Raw genomic sequence first — 22571 nt, 5'->3', positions numbered from 1 at the left:
GAAATAGCCAGTTTAGACACAGCGACTCCGGGTTGGCTGGCAAGTGAAGCAGCTAGCGATATAAGCCTTTGAGTACGTCTGGGGTCATTGAGCTCTGCCTGACTAAACTGCGCTTGTGCCCACTCCATTGGGTTTGAACTGTCCATCGTAACCATCTCATTGAGAAATCTAAATGATCTGATCACAAGGTGAGGATTGAGTTCAAAAAAAATCCCCGAACGATGTTCGGGGATTTGTGTATAAGAGACAGCCCTATTGGGTGGCTTGTTACGCGGTGGGAAGGGCTTCCCACCTAATTCAAAGTCTTTATGCTTGCGCTTTACGGCGAACCAGCGCCATTACCGCTAGGCCAAAGATAACCAGCCAGCTGCTGCTACCACCACCGTTGTGGTACGGCGGCTCTTCTGTATCTGGCTCGTCTGGAGTGTCTGGCTCGTCTGGCGTATCAGGACCATCAGGGTCAGTGGTGTCACCTTCCTCGTCCTCTGGCGCCGGTGCAGCCGGACCACTGTGGGACACTCCGATGTTGTTACCCGAGTACAAGGCCGACGAACGAGCGCTTGCATTGCCAGCAGCCAGTGCGGTCGCTTCGCTATCCGCGGCGGCTAGCTCGGTGGCACACTGATCTTTGAGGCTTGCATCATAGATGTAGCAGTTCACCAAACGCGCAGCATCGGTCATCTCGGTGTACGGGCTATCGGTAACGCTGACCAGACCTACGTTGTAGTTCTCGCCATCCCACGCGCGGCCACTCAGTGGAGAGTCGATGTACTGGAACCAGTGAGCACCCACAAAGTTGGTGTTATCAATCACCGACTCGTAGTAGGCCATCATCTTCTCAGCACGGGCAGCCTGTGAAGCCGCACCGACAATACCTTCGGCATAGCTACCGCTATCTAGCGAACCAAAGTGGAACTCACCGATAATCGCAGGCTTGTCCAGAGTGGCAAGTTGATCCAGAGCCGCTGAATCCCAGTCGTCTGCAGTCACGCTCTCTTTGTAGATGTTGTAGCTAATCACATCGACAACGTCAGATGCCGCTTGCACCACTGGTGGAGTACGGCCCCAATCAGCGAAGCGCGCCCCCAGATAGAGGTGACCCGGCAACTCTGCCTCTAGCGCATCGCTCACAACGGTAAAGTAACGCAAGGCATAGAAATACTGCAGCGCATTCAAGTCAGCGGTAATCGCAGCTTGCTCACCGGTGTAGAAATCGGTGAGATTGATGCTTGGCAGCAAGTCATCAAAAGAGCCATAGCTGGTGCCCCATGCAGCATTCAGCGCTGAGATATCGGCATAGTTCAAGCCCCAACTCTGCTGCATGACGTCAATCAAGGCTTCTTTCGCTGGGCTGTTGCCCGCCGTGGTCGCGTCAGTGGCGAAGGTTGCGATGATCTGGGTTAGCAGGTTTTGGTTCTCGTTGTCGTACTGGCCGTTGCTGTTCCCCCAGCTGAACTCGTTGTCAACGTAGATACCCACCAACAAGTCGGTTTGGCCACCCACGCCTGCCTTTATTTGCGCCGCCATTAGCGCCGCATTGGCTGCAAACTGAGGATCCCATGGGTCAGGGATTCCGCCCCAGTAGCCATCGCCAATCACTTTGTAATCGCCACAGCCATCGGCGCCGTTACAGCTGGCGGTCCAGCCATTGGCCACATACGGCATATCGGTTTCGGCGTAGAACGCGGGATCGGTCCAGTTACCTAGGGTAGTAAAGCCCCAGTCCTTCATACGCTTAAGGGTAATCTCGCGCCATGCCTCTTCACTACCGTGACGAGCAACCAGGTTGTTACCGTAGAAGCTGACCGATTGCCCCTGAGAAACTGGGCCGCTGTGAACCGGTCCAGTGGACTCATTCACGTAGCCGCCCGGAATGTCTACAAACATAGACTGGCGCAGCGCCGAGTTCTCACCATTAGTGGCAACACCGGTCATGGTGTAGGTGTCGGTCAGGCGGATATTCGCCACACCGCTGGAGAAGAAGGCGTAGCCATCCGGGTCAACCAGATGCCACTTGCCATCCGCATCCTTACAGGCGTTGAACGAAGCTGGCGCGTCAAGCACACAATCAACAGTTGGTTGAAGGCTTGGGTGGCTACCGTAGTCGCCGCCGCGGGCGCTACCTTGTAGCTCACCGAGTACGCCGTCTGCAGCTTCTGCGCTACCCAAGTCAGCCAGGTCAGTGGCTTTAGCGACCTTGTTGGGGTAGGTCACCTGATTGTTTTGACCGCGCGCATCAACAATCTCGGCATAGGCCGAATCGGCGTTGAGGTCTTTGATCACCCGCAGGTTGTCAAAGATCAGCGTGGTATCACTGGCAAGGCCCGGTAGGTAGAAACGCAAGGTGGTAATGCGGCCAGTATCCAGTGTTTGCCACTCGCCCAGCCACTCGTTACCCACATGGTGGGCAGGCAGGGCCGGGATATCACGCATGCCCAAGTGCGCAACGCGCTCTGCTTGGGTAAGTCGTGGCGCTAAGTCTTGCAGACTGACAAAGATGGTTTCGGTGGAGTTGGCTGGCACGGTCGCCATACGTGCAGGGAAGCCTTCATCACTCGAATCTACGTTATCAGAGATACGAGTAATTACGTTAACGTTGCTGTCGCTGGGGTTAGTGATGTCCACAGCTACCGCGATATCATCGCCCAGTTCAGACCAGTTCCAAGCAGCGCCACCGTCAGCGACGGCTGGAGCAAACACGATGCCATCCCAAGTGCCCGCCGCGTAGGTTGCTTGCAAGGCTGAGCTACCGATGCTTACGCCTTGTTCAACCAGCTCTACCGCAATGTTGTCGCCTGCTGGCTGAAGCGATGCAGGCATGCTGTCGAAGGTCTCTAGTTGCGCCAGAGTTTTAACTGGTGCACTGGCAACCGAGCCTTCGACTGGGGTTGGAGCGGGTGGATCTACAGGCGTTTCATCGTTGCCATCGCTTACGCGAATGTTGTCGAAGTACAGTACTGAATCTGGTGAATTCGCAGAGAAGAACTGGATGGTATGGGCAACACCTTTGTTGTAGGTTTCACCGATAACGCCAAACTCCGATACCTCATCCAAGGGGATCTCAATAGTGGTCGTGCCAGGCTCAACATTTGTGTAATCGGTCAGAATGTCCGGGTCCAACCAAGTGTAGTTGGTAAGAACTTTATAGCCGAAGTTAATGGTGCCGCTGTTGGTGTTAACTACATCAACCAGCAACTTGGTTTGATCGCTCCAGTTCCAGGAGTTCTCATTATACAGGTCCGCCGACGACGCGAAGCCTGCTCCTAAAGTAACCCGCCATGAGTTGTTTCCGTCGGTGGCGTTCTCCGCAACGATTTCCTGTGCCGCACCAGTGCCATTGGTAGACAACTGGAACGCAGGATCGCCATCCTCAAATGAGGTTATCAAGGTCGTTGCAGCAAACGCTGGTACCGCCGCAAGCATCGATGCGGCCAGCACCGAAACTTTAAAAGCCTTCATAGATATTTCCTTATGTTCTCTCTTTTCTAACTGCCCATAAATTGCCGGGCAGCTCCTCTCTGGTATTGCATTAAAAGCGTCTTGTTTTATCTGCGCTTTTTTATAAAAACAGGGATTCACCAATGGCGATTCGCCTACTTTTAATCTCTCTCGGTCGCTCGGATATACACTCAGCGCCCAACCCGAATATTGTCGACATACAGCGAAACCTCGGCGCTACGCTCGGTCCATAACTGAAGCTCCATCACCCGCCCCCGGTTAAACTTCTTACCGTGGTGGCAGTGGGAGGCTTTGCCAAAGACCACTTGCAGGTCGAGCTCAGTTCCCGGATCGAGTTCGAAGCTACAGCTCATGGCGCTGTCTTCCTCCCAGGCAAAGTTACTTAGCACTCGCACCTGAAAGTGAGCGCGCTTATTGCTTGGGTTGACCACATCCAGGTAGAGGCTGCCGTACTTGCGCCAATCCCAACCCTTGTCGTTGTAGATCTTGACGCCGCCCGACCAAGCCGGCCCTAAGGAGACCTTCCAGGCTCTGTCTTGATCGGTGGCATACTCGATGCCTTCAACGATGGATTGGCTGGCTTTGTTGTCCACGGCAAGCGTGTAGGAGGGATCGTTCTCTTCAAACGATGTAACCAATGTGCTGGATGCAAGCCCAGAAAAGGCCGGCAGCAACAGGGCGAACGCTAAATACTTCATAAACACTCCCTCCGTGGGTTATACCCGAGCAACCTCAAGATGCATGTTCAGCGAGAGTTACCAGTCCCTCAGGCAAGGCACTGCTCCGCCGATCTAGTGGTCTAAATCAAGGAGCAGTAACGCAGTATGAGGGACTGGAAAACTCGCCCTCCGGGAGGCGCTTAATGTCCATAGTTCTTCGTTAAAAACACTCGAAATGGGTCACCATTCCTTCGCATTTTCGCCTCGTCCTATGGACATTGAGCGCCTCTGAATCCTGCACCTTGAGGTTGTTCGGGTATCACTAAAAAAGGCAACCCACACCCCTATGCAGGTTGCCTCGGGCTTACTTGCCGTAACGCAGTTGGTACAACTCTTGGTTGACCTGTTTGGCTTCTTCTACCAGCGCCTCGTAAGGCACGTCGCCGATAGTTACAAAGCCGATGTTGTAGTTCTCACCATCCCAGGCACGACCGGTGGCTGGCGAATCCAGGTATTGGAACCAGTGGGCACCAATAAAGTACGGATTCTCAATCACACTCTCCATGTACTCGCGGTATTTGCGGGCACGGTCTTTTTGGTCGGCTGCAGCGACAATACCGCCGTGGAACAGGCCGGTATCGGTAGAACCAAAGTGGAACTCACCGATGATGCTTGGCTTGTCCAGCTCTGGCAGACGGCTCCAGTCGCCTTTACCGGTCAGGGTGTCGGCGTAAAGGTTGTAGCTCATCACATCCACATATGGCGCTGCACCGCGTGCAATCTCAGGGGTCACACCCCAGTCGGCAAAACGGGCACCTAGGTACATGTGGTTAGGCAGCACACGCTTAAGCTCGGCTTGTACAATGGAGAAGTACTTCTCAGACAGCATCTGCATCAGCTCGGAGTAGTCTTTCTTCATCGCTGAGCTCAGGCGCGAGCGGTGATCAAACGACTTGTCGAAGGCTTCCCACGAGGCAATATCGACGCCCCAAGCACTGCTCAATGCCGATACCTCGCCATACTTCTCTTTAAGTACTTTCGAGAAGGCAGCTTTCGCTGGGCTGGTAGCTGCGTCATAGCTCAAGGCATTAACGATCAAGCCATAGTGGTTGGCTTCATTAAGGGTGTTACCCCAGCTCATCTCGTTATCAACGAAGATACCCATCAACCACGGGTCGTTTGGCCCTTTCACTTCGCTGGCCACCGACTCCGCCATGTTACGGGTGCTGGTCACAAACTCAGGGTCGAACGGATCGTGGATTGGGCCCCAGTAGTCGTTACCGGTGCTGATGCGAGCGTGGTCACCCATAATCCAGCCATGCGCCTCATAGGCAACGCGTTCGTTGTGGTAGAAGCGCGGATCAGACCAGTTACCCAAGGTGGTAAAGCCCCAGTCAACCATGCGATCCAGGGTGACTTCTTCCCAGATATCTAGCGCACTTTCCAGGTCGGTGTCGTACTTACGCATCAGGTTGGCGCGGTAGAAGCTGAATACCTCACCCTTAGGCAGTGCTCCAGAGTGCATGTAGCTGGCGTAGTCATAGTTCGCAGCCAACTCTTCGTCATATTCCGGCAACCACTCGAACATGGCGTTACGCAGTTGCGAGGCAACTTCTTGTCCGCCGCGCGTATCTGGGTCGGCAAAGTCGATACCAGTTACCGTCACAGTGTCGTCCATGCGCACGTTGGCCAGACCGGTGGCGAAGAACAGGTAGCCTTCTGGGTCGATCATCGCCCATTTGCCATCGATTTTCTCAACGCGGAAGAAGCCAGTGGCATCATAGCGAGGGCCCTCAGCCCAGCCACCAAACTTGCTGCGATCAGCCAGAGGTTGCGGGTTGCCGATATGCGCTAGCGCTTCTTTACCATCTTGCTGAAGCTGAGCTTCATCGAGGATCTTCTCTGGCCAGTCGTAACCGGTGAACTGACCGAACTCATCCATAATGCCTTCGTAGCGGCTGGTGTCGGCATCGATGTTGGGGATCAAACGCAGGCTATCAACTCGGATCTTGGCATCGTTGCCCTTCTCCATATACAGCTGCATCGACACGATGTTCGACACGTCTAGCTCAGTCTCACCCCAGCCGTAGCTGATCGCCTGCGCATTGTAGGCCTTCTTCGGCGGCTCAGAGCGCATGCCACTAACCAGCTGGTCGCTCAACTGCTTAAGGGCGATGTAGTAGGTGCCATCATCGCCGGGGGCTAGTGTTACGTAGGCCGAGATACTGTGCTCAACACCGTTGGCCACACCGCCAAAGTTTTGGTTTTCCGCATCATCGATACGCACAAACAGTTGCACGGGCTGATCGCCAATGTTGGCCATATCAACGGCGAGGTTAAAATCGCCCACCTCAGACCAATCCCAAGGCTGGTCAGCCATAAAGGTCAGGTTGGGCCATTGGGTGCCTTCAGGGAATACCGCTTCAATCGAGCGGCTGTCACCGTGCTTAACAAACTTGTTCGGTGCGCTGGAGCGATCAGACAATACCCGCGCTTCACCTTTCTCAAAGTGGGTGATATCAAGTAGCCCCGGCACTGGGCCTTCCACGACCACTTCGCCAGCATCAGCGGCAACAAAGTCACCGGTTGCGGCAACCAGACCGAAGTTATCAATAATTACGCTTTGCTCATCGGCAGGACCTTGAACAAACACCTGGAATTCGACCAGATTACGCAGATTCAGTTTTTCACCGCCCCAATAGCCTGCCAGCGCACGTTGAGTACCGTTAAACAGCATCTCTACGTTTTCGGTAGCGCCCGGCGCAATACTCACGGCGTAGTTGATTTGGTTGGTGCCAGCGCCCATGGCGCCCACGTTGTCCACTAGTTTCAGAATGACGTTAACCGGGGAGTCGCTTGGGTTGGTCATATCCAGGGTTAAGCTGCCGTTGGCGTTCCAGTTCCAGAAGCCCCCTTCTGGGCGCAGCTTAATATGCGGCCAGTAGTTGAACTTGTTAGCCTCAGAGACGGCTTCGAAATCAAGGCGCAGCGCCTTATCACCCTTGGTCACACCTTGGCCGCTTACCATGCTGGCGCTGGCGTGGTCTAGCGATGCGAGAGAGAGGATTGCATCACTTTCAAACTCAGGAAGTGCACCACCGGTATCTTCGGCTTTTTCAGCCGCCGCATCAGCAGCGCCTTCGCTTGCCTCATCGCTTGTCGACGCGCAGCCATAGCTACCCAATAGTGCTAAAGAAATCAAACCAGCGAGCCTGGCTTTTCTCAGTTTCATACATTCACCTTGTACTGTTATTAAGCTCCGAGGAGTTCCCTTCGAGCAATATGACCCGCGCCTTTACCTGAGGCATCACAGTCATTGTGAAATCGTTGCCACTGCTGTTAGCGATGAATGCGGGCCAAAACCATGGCTGTCGACGCATTAATCGTTCGGTAAAAGCAGAGATAATCTGGAAGGTATTGATGAGGTGCTACCATTTTAAGCTTGGCACCTGGTCAACCAGTTTCATTCACCAGTGTCAAAAGATAGCCAAAGGGCGACCAATTTAAAGTGATTGAGCTAACACTTCCGCTAATAGGTCGATAAGTCAAATTTATTCGATAACCAAATTAACTAAATCAATGGTTTTTCTGACAATTTAGTCAACCAATCTTGAGGTTTTTCATTAGTTAAGGCACCTATTTAGAGGTAATAAGTACTAAAAATCGGGGAAAACAGGTTATGTGAGCTTGTTCACTGATTTCCCCCCTGTCTGATCGCAATATCGCAAACAGGTAAACCAATATTGATAAATCGGTCTGCTCTTTAAGCCAGTTTGACGTAATGCAAGTCATGAAAAGCCATAAACTTGCGCACAAGGCAGCCCGATGGCGCTCATCCATCACTTTTCATCAACGGGCCCAGCGATGTACTTACAGACTCTCGATCCAAGCTCCCCACGGCAGCTAACACTATTCAACGAACAGTGGCAATTTCAGCTTGCCGACACTCAGCCAGACAAGGACCAATGGCAAGCAGTAACACTTCCCCACGACTGGAGCGTTAGCCAGCCCTTCTCAGAGCAATACGAAGGCGCGACCGGTTACCTGCCCGGTGGGCAGGGTTGGTATCGCAAACGCTTTAGCCTGGATTGCGAGCCAGACAAACGCGCGCTACTGGTGTTTGATGGCATCTATAACCATGCCTCACTCACTCTTAACGGCGAGCCTTTGCATCATCAGATAAATGGCTACACGCCGTTTTATCTGGATATTACCAATCGCTTACGACAAGGTGACGAGAACGAGCTAGTGATCCATGTTGATCGCAGCCGCATTGCCGATAGCCGTTGGTATCCCGGTGCGGGTATCTACCGCAATGTGCATCTGTTACTGACAAACGAACTGCATATCCCGTTGTGGCAACACCACCTCACCACCCCGCAAGTGAGTGAGGAGCGTGCAGTGGTCAGTCATTGCATTGCGCTATCTAAGCCGCTCCCAAAAGATGCCGATGTAGAGCTACAGATGGAGGTGTTCGACGTCAATAGCCAAACACCACTAGCCTGCGTATCACAAACCGCCAGCACAGCAAGCGAGCACACCCTCAGCCTTGAGATCGCTCAGCCCAAGCTATGGTCACCAGATTCCCCCTACCTGTATCGCTGTGTCACCTCGGTACGGTGTAACGGTGTCGAAGTGGACCGCCTTGAGCAGCCGCTGGGGATCCGTTGGTTTGAGTTCGACCCCAGCGGCGGTTTCTCGCTAAATGGCCAGGCGCTGCAGATTAAAGGCGTATGCCTGCATCACGACGGCGGCTTGGTAGGCGCGGCGGTGCCCGATAGCGTGTGGACCCGTCGCCTGCTCACACTTAAACAGGCCGGAGTGAACGCGGTGCGCAGCGCCCATAACCCGGCATCGGCATCCTTTTTAAGCCTGTGCGACAAGCTAGGGCTGCTGGTGCAAGATGAGTTCTTTGACGAGTGGGACTACCCCAAAGATATGCGCCTTAACATGGGAGACCAAACCGGCGATGCTCTCTCGCAAGGCTATGCCCATTTCTTTGCCGACAACGCCAAGCGCGATCTGAGCAATGCCCTACTCGCCCACCGCAACCACCCTTGCATCTTTATGTGGAGCATTGGCAATGAGATTGAGTGGACCTACCCACGCAATGCTGAGGCCACTGGCTTCTTTGACGCTCAGTGGTCCGGGAATTACTTCTGGAGTATGCCGCCACATAGCCCTGAGCAAATCCAGCACTACCTCGATACGCTGCCGCGCCAAACACACGATATCGGCGAGACCGCGCAAATGCTCTCGGCATGGGTGAAGCAGCTCGATAGCACCCGACCAGTCACCGCCAACTGCATCCTGCCCTCTGCCAGCTTTTTGTCTGGCTACGCCGAGGCGTTGGATGTGGTCGGCTTTAGCTATCGCCAGGTCATCTACCCTTACGCCAAGCAGCACTACCCGCAATATCCGATCATCGGTAATGAGAACCTGCCGCAGTGGCATGAGTGGAAAGCGGTGCTGGACAACCCACAGGTCGCCGGCGTGTTCCTCTGGACTGGCATCGACTACCTCGGCGAGATGCACAATAAATGGCCGGAGAAAGCCACTGGCTCAGGCCTACTCGATGGTGCCGGCTTCCCTAAACCCAGTTACTACTTGTTTAAATCGCTATGGCAAGACAGCCCCACCCTGACCCTCACCACCTGTGAGTGCGATCTTGACAGCTACCGGGTTGGCCCTGCGACTCAGCAAGCTTTTGAACGTGACAGCGAGGCCTGGAAAACCCGCCTATGGCTGTGGCCTGAGCAATACCGCCACTGGAACTATGATGAGCAAACCGTGCTGATTCAGGCCTACAGCAACTGTGAGGAGCTGGAGCTGGAAGTGAATGGCCGAGTTATAGGACGAGTACGCGTAGATCAGCAGGCCGATCGGGTATGCCGCTGGGCGATACCTTTTGAGAACGGACAAGTAATCGCCCGTGGCTACACCCAAGGTCAGCCAGTGTGTGAAGATTGCTTAGTCAGCAGCGGCGCACCAAGTGGGTTGACTCTTACTCAAGAGCCAACCTCGCTCGAGACGGACGATGCCACCCATATTGCGGTTCAACTGCAGGATGCGCAAGGTGTCGCAGTTCGCCATCAGCAAATGGCGCTAACCTTTGAGCTCAGTGGCCCAGCCGAGCTACTTGGCGTGGACAACGGCGCCATCGATAACGTGGCAGCCTATCAAGGTGGGCGGGTGAGCACTTCTCAGGGAAGAGCCTTGGCGTTAGTGCGCCGCAATGGCGAGGGGTTAGTGACGCTGCAAGTAAGCGCAAACGGCGATATTCACCAGTCTCTTATCCTGCGCTAGCGGGGACTCGGGCTGCCCCGGTAATTCTTGGTTTGCCAATCAAAGCCCCACGCATCTAGCCGGGGCTATTTTTATCTATCTGAACAAACTCAGATATACAAAAAGCCCGCATAGCAGCTATGCGGGCTTTACTAGGATTAACTAAATCAGCTTATTAAGCGAGGCTTACCACCAAGCTTCGAACTGAGCACCAACGGTAGTTGCGTTGGTCTTGCCGATTTTAGATGGGCCATCACAAACCCAGTTTTCATCACAAGAGTTCCAATCAGTGGTGGTTGCTTTAGCCACATCTTGAGACGCGTAGGTCACGAAGAAGCGGATAACTGGGCGATCCCAGAAGCCACTGTTGATATGGATGTTTTGAGACAGAGTCACTTTGTAACCATCGTTGGTTTGAGAGCCGCCATCAATAGTTTTGAACTTCGCTGACTCATAGCCAGTTTCCAGCTCAGTAGTGAAGCGCTCATTCCAAGTGTAGCTGTTACGCAATACCAAAGCGTTCCAGTGCTTCTTATCTACGTCGCCGTAGTTGTAGCCACGTGCACCAGTGCGGAAACGCGCTTCGTCATCAAACATTGACGTCTCGTGTGACCATACATAGTGGATGCGGTAGTTATCAGTTACGTTGTAAACACCTTCCCAGAAACCACCAATCTGATGCTCAGGCATGATCAGGTAGGTTGCAGTGATAGAGTGTGAAGCATTGTTGCTGTAGCGCAGGAAGATGTTGTTCCAGTTGTTCCAGTCACCCAAGCGCAGTTGGGTAGCTAGCTGGTAAGCGCTATCAGTATTTTCTTTGGTTACGTCACTCTTAGAGTTCGGACCAATATGAGCACCGTAGTTAGCGAACAGGTCTAGTGCAGCGCCATCGGTAATGTGAATACCTTTAATCGCAGATTGGAATGCAGTCAGATCGCCCAAAACAGCATTTTGGTCATCGTTTGAGCTACCATCGTACAGGTTGCGAGTTACGCTCAGTTCCAGATCAGCGAAGCCGATATCAACGGTCTCGATACCGAAACCGTAGCCATCGTTTTGCAGTGGCAAGGTATCGTTGATGTTTGTGCTTACACGGCCGTAGTAGCGCTTACCAACCCAGATGGTTGCATCAGGGTTAGATTTAAACACGCCAGTCGCTTGGGTGTAGATTTCATCCAGATCCAGAGTGGCACCGTCAGAAACAACGTTTGCTTTGAAGCCCCACGTCATTCCGTTAGTTTCTGCGAAACCGTAGCCCATGTACATCTCAAGCCAGTTCGCTTCGTTACCCAGGCGGCCACCAGAGTGGTCGTAGTGAGTACCGTCTAGGCGGAAGATGTTGAAGCCATTGTTTGCCCAGTCATACGCGGCAGTATTCAGAATGTCGCTGTTCGAGAAACCAGCACCTGCTACGGCATAACCTTTGAAACTTGCACCCTCAGGAATTGCGGCCTGTGCAGACATCGCAATCAGAAGGCTAGACGCCACTGCTGAGATCTTAAAATAGTTGCTTTTCATTATTGTTCCTTTCGTCCGTTCCGGGACCTACATCCCTTTTAGATTTCCAGTAAGTAGTACGTTCTTCCTAAAAACTAATTAACCAATTACCTATTGGCTGAAGAAATGGTATCGAAAGGCCAACCAAAATAAAGTGATAGATCTAACATATTTGATCAGCAATCAACCAATAACGGATTTTGGTCTAATATGTTGAACCAGCAAAAATGAGATCAATATCTCATAAACATCACAACCAAAGCACGCTAACAACTTAAAGCACTGTTTTAATTCGACTTAAGTTAATGGCAATCTGCTTATTCGCTTATTTCACAAGCAGTTATGTCACGCGACATTGATTTACCAATTGCCAAACAAATAGAAGAGCGAGAGGTTTACCACAACATCGTAAGAATGGTTTGTGAGCGATGTTGAATACCAGACTAATTAGCTTACATAGTACCGGTTAGAAGATAATATAAGGGTCGACCATTGACTAGCCGACCCTAAAACAGACTTTGCAAAACGTGCGCTAAGTTAAGCCAGGGTGAAACGCCCGACTAACTCGTCAACCGATTGATTTGCTTTAGCCAGCTCTTTCATATTGGAAACAGATTGCCGGCTATTCACTTTCAGGTCTTCCACCATGCCATTGATCTCTTCAATACGTTGGTGGATCTCACTGGTCACAGTGCGCTGCTCGGTGGCGGCGGAGGCAATTTCCTGGTTCCGAGCCACGATTTCGTTAACTGCATTGAGCACCAAGTCCAGAGACCCATGCACCTTCATAGTTTGGTCAGAGGTGGCCAAGCAGCTTAATCGGGTTGCTTCCAGCTCTTGCTTAACCGCCTGACTGCCCTGCTGCAGATTGGTTAGCATGTTCTCAATATCAGAGGTGCTTTGCTGGGTGCGGGCAGCCAATAGTCGAACTTCGTCAGCGACCACCGCAAACCCTCGGCCCTGCTCGCCAGCACGCGCAGCTTCAATGGCAGCGTTGAGTGCCAGCAGGTTGGTCTGCTCAGCAATACCACCGATCACATCGAGGACCGTGGAAATCTTCTCTACATCGGCGTTCATCGAGTTGGCGGACTTCACCATCTGCTCGAACTCCGAGCTCAGTGCATTCACCGAGGTGACCGACTCTTCAACCACTTGCTTACTGGCATCGGCGCTGGTCAGTGCTTCTTGAGCAAGCGCAGAGGCCTCTTCGCTCGATTGGGCCACGCTATCGGCGGCCTGCGCCATCTGACCGACAGCGGTAACCACCTGGATAATCTCTTCGTTGTGGCGCAGCATCATTGATTCGTTGGCGTCGGTTTTATCTTGCAGTTCCCCGACCTGATGGGTGGTCTGCTCACTGGAGCTGCGCAGGTTCAACAAAATCGATTGCAGGTTGCTAACAAAGCTGTTTACCCCTGAGGAGATCTTGCCGATATCGTCATTGTTGGTGACATTCAGCCGACGGGTCAGATCGGCCTCGCCGGATGACAGCGCATCAATCACCCCGCGCAAGGCAGAGATCGGCCGATAGGTCAGGTTGATGGCAATCACAGCAACAGCGACAAACAGCGCCGCGGCCAGAAGCATTAGCAGGGTGATGCGCTGGTTTAGGTCAGCACTTTTTTGGGCAATGTATTGATTGTCGATATAGCCGGTGACCTTCCACTCGCGGTCGTGGATCGAGATACTCTGCTCCAGGCTAGTCACATCGTCCACGTCCACAAGGTTGGAGAACACCACCTCGCCGTTATTATCGATAACTTGGATGTAGCCGCCTTCAACGTCTTTGTTCTCAAGACCTTGCAAGATCCTCGACAAGTCGAGAATAAAGATGTCGGTACCGCCACTGGAGTCCAGTGAGCTTTGGGAAATCGACATCAGCGGTATGCCGCTGTCGTAAAACACATTACTAAGATTAATCTCACGTTGGGCGATTTCATCTAGCTGTAAATAATGCTGCTCGGTGGCCTCATCAAGCTTGGTGAACGTGGGCGGCTGCCCTTCAACAAACTCGACCTCAGGATCGGGGGTGAACAAGGAGCCAAACATCACTTTGGATACGCGATAAAACCCAGTCGCGTGTTGAATATGGGCGAGATTAGAGAGATTGAGGTTAACACTCTCGGCGATGCGGATCCCTGATGCCACTTCGGATTCAACCCGCTCCGAGATCAGCTCGACTTGTGTTGTCAGATGCTCAAGATAGGTTTGCTCGATGCTATCGCTGATTATTCTCTTTGTAACCAGAAAGGATGACAGGAGGGAGGCGAGTAATACTGCAACTACGACCAAGATGATCTTCAACTTAAACGAGGCTTTTTGCATATTCAAAACTCTAATTCTTGCTGGGGTTCTAACCAAGAAAACCCTGCCACACAGGTTTGGTGCGGATGTTTCCTTGTGACGCTATAAATCACACATATCTATTGTTAATTACCGATTATCCGGGACGTCCTTTTAGTCCCATTGCCTTAGCGCTACGCGCTAAGTAGTGACCGAAACCGTACCAGACAAACACAGCGTATTTGCCTGGTACGTGGCTAAGCTATTAGCTTTTCAACAGCTAATTAGTTCAGTTCTTTTTCTACAAGCTTGTCCCAACGGGCCAAGATAGCGTTGTAGTCTTGATCTGGGTCCAGCATGAACGAGGTGATGTCATGCGGCATTTCGGCACCCAAATCTGCTGGGATAGAACCCACTGGGAAGGTCACAACTTGACCAGCAGTACGTGCATCTTCGTATGGCGCAGCCAGCGAAGGTACACCAGAAGTACCGCCTTGCAAGGTGGTGATCGAAGTGTCAGCGGTCAAGTACTCTTTCAGGTTCTCATCGGTCATCCAGAAGTCGATCCATTTCTTAGCCGCTTCAACTTGGCCAGAATCTTTTGGAATCGCCCAACCCGGACCGTTGTAATCCATCACCACTGGCTTGCTGCCATTGATGACTGGGAATGGGTGCAGAGAGAAGTTCTCAGGCAGTTGGTCATTGCTAAATGGCGTGATGTTCCACATACCCTGAGGCAGCATCGCAACACGGCCAGATTGGAAGGTAGTCAGAGCAACAGACCATGGGTCAGTACCGGCAGACACCATTGGGTCGAAGCAGTCTGCGTTGATCATCGCACGGAAGCCTTCGAAGGCATTCTTCATCGCTTGGTCGTCAGCAAATTTCTTCTCACCGCTTACGAAATCGTCGATACGGGTTGGGTTTGGCGTATCAGAATCAGCCAGCGCCATCGCCAAGAAGTAAACGTAAGGAGTCCAACCACCGTTGTTCGCAGCCATTAGCAAAGGCTGAATGCCTTTGTCGTTAAACGCCTTACATACGCCTACTAGCTCATCGATGGTATTAGGGTAGCTTTCAACGCCAGCCTGTCTGAACAAATCATCGTTTACGTACACGCCCATACCAGATACTTGCAACATCGAGTAGTAGATATCGTCACCCAGACCTAAAAAGCGCTTCAGGTGAGGTTGCACACGTGAAACGTAAGCTTGGTCATTTAGAGGCATCAACTGACCATTACCGCCCCAGTGCAAAATAAATTCAGCATCAACCATTACAACATCAGGTGGATTGCCAGCTTGCATACGCGCTGGAATACTGGTCACCATGTCGTTACGAGCCATGTAGTTTAATTTAACTTTGATATCTGGGTATTTCTCTTCGAAACGCTCGATAATCAGAGGAAAGTTAGCGACTTCTGCACCGGCTCCCTTCCAGCTGGATACTTCCAGCTCTGTCGCAGCTTGAGTAGATAAGCTGAACATACAAGTAGCTAATAATGAGCCAGCTACAGCATTCTTAAGTTCCATATCGTTGCTTCCTTATGTCGTTATATTTTCTGCATTAGTTTTTTACTAACACAGTGTTGCTAAAGCATTACATTAACGGTCGTTCATTCGTCCACTTGCATTCTTACACAAAACACAGGCAAACGTTTTCAGCGCAGATCACAAAATAAACAAATATGATCAAATAAACGCCATATGGAAAAAGATTGAAATATCACAACCTCTCTCCAAAACTTAATAAATCATAAAAAATGCCAGGTGAATAAATAACACTCGACCTGGCATATATCCAATTACTTAACAGCACCTGCGGTCATACCATTCACAATCTGTTTAGACAGTGCGAAGAACACAACCAACAATGGCAAGGACGCCAGTACCGCAGCCGGGAACAGCTTGGTTGGGTCTACCGAGTAGGTGCCCAAGAAGCGCAGTACCGCAGGCATAATGGTAAGCTTCTCATTGGTGGTAATAAACAACAGCGGGTTAACTACGTCGTTCCATACACCCAAGGTGATGAAGATAGCCAGCGTACCGGTGATTGGCTTAAGCATTGGGAAGATGACATACCAGTAGATCTTCAGTGGGCTTGCGCCATCCAGGGTAGCCGCCTCTTCCAACTCTTTTGGAATCGCCTTCATAAAGCTGGTGTAGAAGAATACACCCAAAGGCAAGTGTCCAACTGTATATACGATAACCAGTGCCGCATAGGTATCCAACAAGCCCAAATCACGAATGAACAGATATAAAGGCGTTAGTGCTGCAAACGGTGGAATAACCATACCCAGCAGGAAGAAAACATAAACTAATGATGAAACCTTACTGCGCAATCTAGCTAGAGGGTAAGCAGCTAGTGAAGACAGAATCGACACCAGAATAATAGTTACAACTGTTACACCCACGGTATTCATTACGGTGCCAAGGTAGTTCATATCGGAAATTACATTCAGGTAATTACTGAAGTGAAATTTAGTTGGCAGCGCTAATGGCTCCATCATGATTTCCCGACGACTACGGAAAGACATGAACACCATATAAATTACTGGAGATAGCAATATTAGGGTTACAGCGCTCATTAAGAAGATCATTGAGCCTTGTTTAATATTCCGCATACAAAAGATGCTGGCTAATTTGCTATTCGAGGATGAGTCCACGCTTTCCACCTTGCTTTTAATAGTAATACCATCCATTAGATCTTATCCTCTCTCGAACGTAGGTAGCTGTTTTGAGCAACCGTGATAAGGGCAACCAGTAGAATCATCACTACCGATAGCGCAGCAGCAGAACCATACTTAAATTCACTAAAGATCAACTGGAAGATTCTCAAACCTAAGGTCATCGTTGCGTAGTCAGGTCCACCTGCGGTCATAATGAATGGGAATTCGAAAGACTTCAGGGTACCGATGGTTGCCAGGGTAATGTTTACCGTGATGGCCGGCGCCAACAATGGAATATCAATGTAGAAGAAAGATTTGATAGGAGACACGCCGTCTACGCGGGCTGCATCCTTCACTTCAGAAGAGATACCTGAGTAGCCAGCCAGGAAGATAGCGGTGGAGTAACCTACAAACATCCACACGTGCACAGCCGCTACCGAGAACAGTGCGATGCTTGAGTCACCCAGCCATACCCGCTGCCAACTGCCTAGGCCCAAAGATACCAGCAGCTCGTTTAAGCCACCGCCCATTGGGGCGTACAGGAACTGCCATACGTAACCGGCGATAACCAGTGATAGCATAGAAGGAACCAGCAAGGCGGTACGGATTGCGTCGCGTACTGCGGGGATGCTGTTTAGGATGGCTGCAAAGATAAGTCCCAGGCCGTTTTGGAAGATGACAACAGTGATGCCATAAACCAAGGTGTTCTTGAGAACTTGCAGATAACGTTGGTCTTGGAAAATCTCTTTGTAATTGTCCATTCCAACGAAAGTGGCTTCACCCACGCCTGCATATTCGGTTAAGGATAGCGAGATCCCTTTCATTACCGGAAACATAGTAAAGGCTATGTATAGAAACAATGCGGGGAGAAGGAATAATAACCTTTTGTCGACTTTCAAAACTATGACCTCAATTTACATCAATCAATATTACACAGCCGCTATTCTGGCTACGTGGTTAATCAACTTTGTTTAGCGCTTGGCTAGACATCTGTACTGCTATTTGAACTGTTGGCTAAGGCCGAAGAGAGGGATGGATTGTTGCAGCAATGTGCATGCGCCCTCTTTTGTTTCGCCTCTGCTACTAGCAGTACTCGACGTCCCTTGAGCCCGCGCTGAGATCTGAGCCCAGCACCTTAGTTCCATAACTACCTTCCTTTGATTGACCCTAAGTCCAGTAATAGCGCCTGTCCCGGGCCAGCTACTTGGCCAAAAAAAAGTATTGGCCTACCAAATCATGGGGCTAGACTAGCAATTGGTTGACAAGTTTAATGTGACCCAGCTCAAATTCGGAGGCATCGTATGTAGTAACTAAGTCTCCAACCCTATAACTATGAGTTGGTTCACAATATGGACGCTAAATACACAAACCTGTTAACCAATGGTCTTTTTTAGGGTAATTTGGTTGACAACTAGGTAAGAGTTCATCTTTAGGACTAAATAATGGCAGGAATAAAACTATCTAATGTAGAGAAGCGGTTTGGCAAAGTCCAAACTATTCATGGAGTAGACTTAGATATCGAGCACGGAGAGTTCGTTGTTTTCGTTGGCCCATCGGGCTGCGGTAAATCAACGCTGTTGCGCCTAATTGCAGGTCTGGAAACAATCTCTGGCGGTGATATCCATATCGATGACAAGCGTGTTAACGACGTCGAGCCGGCCGATCGTGGCATCTCAATGGTGTTCCAGTCTTACGCCCTCTACCCCCACATGACCGTGGAAGAGAACATGGGCTTTGGCTTGAAGATGAACGGCATGTCTAAGAGCGAAGTTAAGAAGAACGTTGAGTTGGCAGCCAAAACGCTGCAGCTGGAAGCCCTTCTTAAGCGCCGTCCAAAAGAGCTATCAGGTGGTCAACGTCAGCGTGTAGCCATTGGCCGCGCCATTGTACGTAACCCTAAAGCCTTCTTGTTCGATGAGCCGCTATCAAACCTTGATGCCGAGCTGCGGGTTGAGATGCGCTTGCAAATCGCCAAGCTGCACCAAGAAATCGACACCACCATGATCTACGTAACCCACGATCAGGTAGAGGCGATGACCCTTGCCGACAAGATTGTGGTTCTGCGTGACGGCCGTGTTGAGCAAGTGGGTACCCCGCTGGATCTGTATAACAAGCCCGCCAATATGTTCGTAGCCGGCTTTATCGGCTCGCCGAAGATGAACTTCGTTGATGCCAAAGTGGTAGACATCGCTGAAGGTAAGATCCACGTACGACTAGACGACCAGCAAGTGATTGAACTTGCCGTAGCCGCCGAGCACAACCTAAGCATCGATGCCGCTGTGAAAGTGGGTGTTCGTCCAGAACATATCTCGGTCGACCAGCAAGACGGCGACATCAAGATTCAGTTCGAGAGCGAAGTGGTTGAACGCTTGGGTAACAGCACGTACTTATTCGGCCGCTTTGCCGAGCAAGACAACTTTATTGTGCACCACCCAGGCGATAAAGAAGTGACCGCCTACCAGAAGCTGGACCTGTACTTCTCACCAGCTAGCTGTCACGTGTTCGATGAAAGCGGATTCTGCGTAAGCAACGTGTAATCGCTCATCAGCCGCAAACCTGCGCGCTCAGCTCCTGCCGCAACATAATGCCTCAGGAGCTAGCGCCGTATTTGCCTATCCCTTTGCCACTTCCTCCCCGACTCACTGACCCCCACTAAGATCACGCTACGTTTTCCCCCGCTTGCATCAGCCTGTCAGCCCATCCTCAATTTAGTGCTCCAGGTATCACTCTGCTTGTTCAAGGTTCGCACAACACTTACCAGCTTGTTATGCTGCAGACAACCACTGGCTAACCAGCCAGCGAGTATGAGTATGACTGACTAGGCAACCGGCAAACACTGTGCTCACTTGCCTCCTCCGGCAACAAAAACGTGCACAAGCTCATACTTATGACAAGTTCCCGTGCCGCCCCCAAAATACAGGTGTACCAAAAACTCATAATTGGTTAACCTGATAGCATCTTTAGTATCTGGTAATATGGATATGTCTGAAAACGAAGTAAAAAAACTCAGTTTGGCGTCGCGCCGTGCTATCGAACTCGGCTACGACCAACGTGGTCCTGAGTGGTTAATTGAATTTGATGAAGCCCCTTTGACCGGTGACTTCGCTTATGAAGAGGGCGTGATTCGTCGCGACCCAACCGCCGTTATTCAGGTAGATGGTGTCTATCACTGCTGGTATACCAAAGGGGAAGGCGAGACCGTCGGTTTCGGCTCTGACAACCCAGATGACAAAGTCTTCCCATGGGATAAAACTGAAGTGTGGCACGCCTCCTCTGAAGACGGCCAACACTGGACTGAACACGGTTGTGCCATCGCCCCCGGCGAAGCTGGCCGCTTCGATGACCGCGCAGTATTCACCCCCGAAGTACTGGTTCATGAAGGCAAGTACTATCTGGTTTACCAGACCGTACAAGCGCCCTACACCAACCGCCAGTTTGAAGAGATTGCCATCGCTTGGGCAGACTCACCGTTCGGCCCATGGACCAAGTCTGACGCCCCTATCGTAAGCCCATCAAAAGACGGCGAGTGGGATGGCGATGAAGACAACCGCTTCCACGTGAAAGCGAAAGGCAGCTTTGACAGCCACAAGGTGCACGATCCTTGCCTGATGTTCTTCAAAGGTAAGTTCTACCTTTACTACAAAGGCGAAACCATGGGCGAGTCAATGAACATGGGTGGTCGCGAGATCAAACATGGCGTGGCCATTGCCGACAATATCTTGGGCCCTTACACCAAGTCGGAGTACAACCCGATCTCTAACAGTGGTCACGAAGTGGCGGTATGGCACCAAAATGGCGGTATCGCCTCGCTGATTACCACCGACGGACCTGAGAAGAACAGCATTCAGTGGGCCGCTGATGGCATTAACTTCGAGATCATGTCTTACATCAAAGGCGCACCTGAAGCGCTGGGCATCTTCCGCCCGAACGACGATACACCGCTGGAAGATCCTGGCCTGCATTGGGGGCTTTGCCACAAATACGATGCGAGCTGGAACTGGAACTATATCTGCCGCTACCGCGTGAAGCGCCAGATCCTGGATGCGGGCACGTTCCAAAACAGCAACTAATCACACCTATTGACGTTAATCGGTGTGGGGCTAAACCCCAAGTTGGCCCTGCACCACTCTTTCTAACCTAGGAAGGCATTGAGTAATGAAACAGTATCAAATGTTTGTAGATGGCCAATGGATCGACGCGAAGAGCGGTCAATTGGATCAGGTTATCAATCCATCTAACGAAGAAGTGGTAGCGACCATTCAAAACGGCGACGAGAAAGATGCCGATGTTGCTATGCAAGCAGCCAAGCGCGCTCAGGCCGATTGGGCCAAACGCCCAGCCCGTGAGCGTGCCGACATCCTACGTAAGTTCGCCTCACTGATCCGCCGCGAGCGTGACCGCCTGGCCAAGCTATTGGTTCAAGAACAAGGCAAACTGTTGAAAGTTGCCTACGGCGAAGTAGACGTGACCGCATCTTTCATCGAATACGCCTGTGATTGGGCCCGTCAGATGGACGGCGACATCGTTCAGTCGGACAACGAAGAAGAGCAAATCTACATCTACAAGATCCCACGTGGTGTAGTTGTTGCGATTACCGCTTGGAACTTCCCACTGGCGCTGGCTGGCCGTAAGATTGGTCCAGCACTGGTGGCAGGTAACACCATCGTGGTTAAGCCAACCTCAGAAACCCCACTGGCCACCTTAGAACTGGCTGAGCTGTCTATCGAAGCCGGTATCCCAGCAGGTGTTCTGAACATCGTAACCGGTGGCGGTTCTGCGCTAGGCGGTACCCTGTGTGCCCACCCACTGACCAACATGGTGACCATGACTGGCTCAACCCCGGTTGGCCAAGCGATTATCAAGTCAACCGCGGCCAACATGGCGCACGTTCAGCTTGAGCTGGGCGGTAAAGCACCGTTCATCGTGATGGAAGATGCCGATCTTGAGCAAGCCGCTGCAGCAGCCCTGCACTCGCGCTTCGACAACTGTGGCCAAGTATGTACCTGTAACGAGCGTATGTACGTACACACCAGCGTCTACGACGAGTTCATGGCGATCTTCATGGAAAAAGTGAAAGCCATGAAGGTGGGTAACCCAATGGACGCCGACTCTGACATGGGTCCAAAGGTTAACCGTCGCGAACTTGAGCACATGGAAGCACTCGTTGCCCAAGCGGTTGAAGAAGGCGCCACCGTACTGTGCGGCGGTCAGCGCTTAAGCGGCGCTGAGTTCGAGAAAGGCTTCTGGTTCGAACCTACCGTATTGACCGATGTGACCCAAGATATGACCATCGTTCACGAAGAGTCATTCGGCCCTATCCTACCGGTTGTTAAGTTCGAGACCTTCGAGGAAGTGATCGGCTACGCTAACGACAGCGAGTACGGCCTGGCCACCATGATCTGCACTCAGAACATGCGCTACGTTCGTCGCCTGCTGACCGAGCTGGAATCTGGTGAAATCTATGTAAACCGCGGCCACGGCGAGCAGCACCAAGGCTTCCACAACGGCTACAAGCTAAGTGGTACCGGCGGTGAAGATGGCAAGTACGGCTTCGAGCAGTACATGGAGAAGAAGACCTTCTACATCAACTATAAGTAAGCGTTGATGAAAGGTTTAAGGGCGCCTTAGGGCGCCCTTTTGTGTTTCCTTTATACCCGAACAACCTCAAGATGCTCGTTCAGCGAGATTTTCCATCCCCTCAGGCAAGGCACTGTTCCGCC

13 protein-coding genes are annotated in these 22571 nt (G+C 51.6%); 4 read left to right on the top strand and 9 right to left on the bottom strand.

The features are described 5' to 3' along the window. From G462_RS24360 to G462_RS0117250, 4 genes are all read right to left on the bottom strand, one after another. Positions 1–146, bottom strand: a 146-nt coding sequence (locus tag G462_RS24360) for an IS4/Tn5 family transposase DNA-binding protein (protein WP_035477413.1), incomplete at its 3' end; no start/stop codon positions are given. Between the two features lie 160 nt (positions 147–306). Beyond that, positions 307–3459: a GlyGly-CTERM sorting domain-containing protein gene (locus G462_RS0117260; RefSeq protein ID WP_051326828.1), complete on the bottom strand. Its 3153-nt coding sequence runs from the start codon at positions 3457–3459 to the stop codon at positions 307–309. Between the two features lie 170 nt (positions 3460–3629). Then, the gene (locus tag G462_RS0117255) at positions 3630–4157 is read right to left on the bottom strand and encodes a hypothetical protein (protein WP_026960099.1); all 528 of its coding nucleotides are present in this window, start codon (positions 4155–4157) and stop codon (positions 3630–3632) included. Between the two features lie 325 nt (positions 4158–4482). Beyond that, the gene (locus tag G462_RS0117250; protein ID WP_026960098.1) at positions 4483–7350 is read right to left on the bottom strand and encodes a hypothetical protein; all 2868 of its coding nucleotides are present in this window, start codon (positions 7348–7350) and stop codon (positions 4483–4485) included. 632 nt (positions 7351–7982) lie between these two features. On the opposite strand from G462_RS0117250, the gene G462_RS23220 reads away from it, so the two are divergent. Next, positions 7983–10424 (top strand): glycoside hydrolase family 2 TIM barrel-domain containing protein, encoded by a 2442-nt coding sequence (locus G462_RS23220; RefSeq protein WP_035478192.1) that lies wholly within the window; start codon positions 7983–7985, stop codon positions 10422–10424. A 165-nt stretch (positions 10425–10589) separates the two neighbouring features. On the opposite strand, the gene G462_RS0117240 is transcribed toward G462_RS23220, so the two are convergent. The 5 genes from G462_RS0117240 to G462_RS0117220 form a co-directional block, all read right to left on the bottom strand. Further along, positions 10590–11921 (bottom strand): carbohydrate porin, encoded by a 1332-nt coding sequence (locus G462_RS0117240; protein ID WP_026960097.1) that lies wholly within the window; start codon positions 11919–11921, stop codon positions 10590–10592. 516 nt (positions 11922–12437) lie between these two features. Beyond that, complete coding sequence (locus G462_RS23215; RefSeq protein WP_026960096.1) at positions 12438–14225, bottom strand: methyl-accepting chemotaxis protein; 1788 nt, start codon at positions 14223–14225, stop codon at positions 12438–12440. Between the two features lie 242 nt (positions 14226–14467). Further along, positions 14468–15715: an ABC transporter substrate-binding protein gene (locus tag G462_RS0117230; RefSeq protein ID WP_026960095.1), complete on the bottom strand. Its 1248-nt coding sequence runs from the start codon at positions 15713–15715 to the stop codon at positions 14468–14470. A gap of 272 nt (positions 15716–15987) precedes the next feature. Beyond that, positions 15988–16689 carry a carbohydrate ABC transporter permease gene (locus G462_RS0117225; RefSeq protein ID WP_211234240.1) on the bottom strand — a complete coding sequence of 234 codons (702 nt, stop codon included), beginning with the start codon at positions 16687–16689 and terminating at the stop codon, positions 15988–15990. Positions 16690–16883: 194 nt separating this feature from the next. After that, complete coding sequence (locus G462_RS0117220) at positions 16884–17687, bottom strand: carbohydrate ABC transporter permease (protein ID WP_211234239.1); 804 nt, start codon at positions 17685–17687, stop codon at positions 16884–16886. Between the two features lie 606 nt (positions 17688–18293). Here G462_RS0117220 and G462_RS0117210 point away from each other — a divergent pair. From G462_RS0117210 to aldA, 3 genes are all read left to right on the top strand, one after another. Next, complete coding sequence (locus G462_RS0117210) at positions 18294–19388, top strand: ABC transporter ATP-binding protein (protein ID WP_026960092.1); 1095 nt, start codon at positions 18294–18296, stop codon at positions 19386–19388. A 444-nt stretch (positions 19389–19832) separates the two neighbouring features. Continuing rightward, positions 19833–20921, top strand: a complete 1089-nt coding sequence (locus G462_RS0117205) for a glycoside hydrolase family 117 protein (protein ID WP_026960091.1) — start codon at positions 19833–19835, stop codon at positions 20919–20921. Between the two features lie 85 nt (positions 20922–21006). Continuing rightward, positions 21007–22449 (top strand): aldehyde dehydrogenase, encoded by a 1443-nt coding sequence (aldA, locus tag G462_RS0117200; RefSeq protein WP_026960090.1) that lies wholly within the window; start codon positions 21007–21009, stop codon positions 22447–22449. Positions 22450–22571 lie beyond the last annotated feature (122 nt).

Source organism: Aliagarivorans taiwanensis DSM 22990 (assembly GCF_000429505.1).
GTDB lineage: Bacteria > Pseudomonadota > Gammaproteobacteria > Enterobacterales > Celerinatantimonadaceae > Aliagarivorans > Aliagarivorans taiwanensis.
Note: the sequence above shows the minus strand (reverse complement) of the source record. Positions and strands in the feature narration are given on the sequence as shown.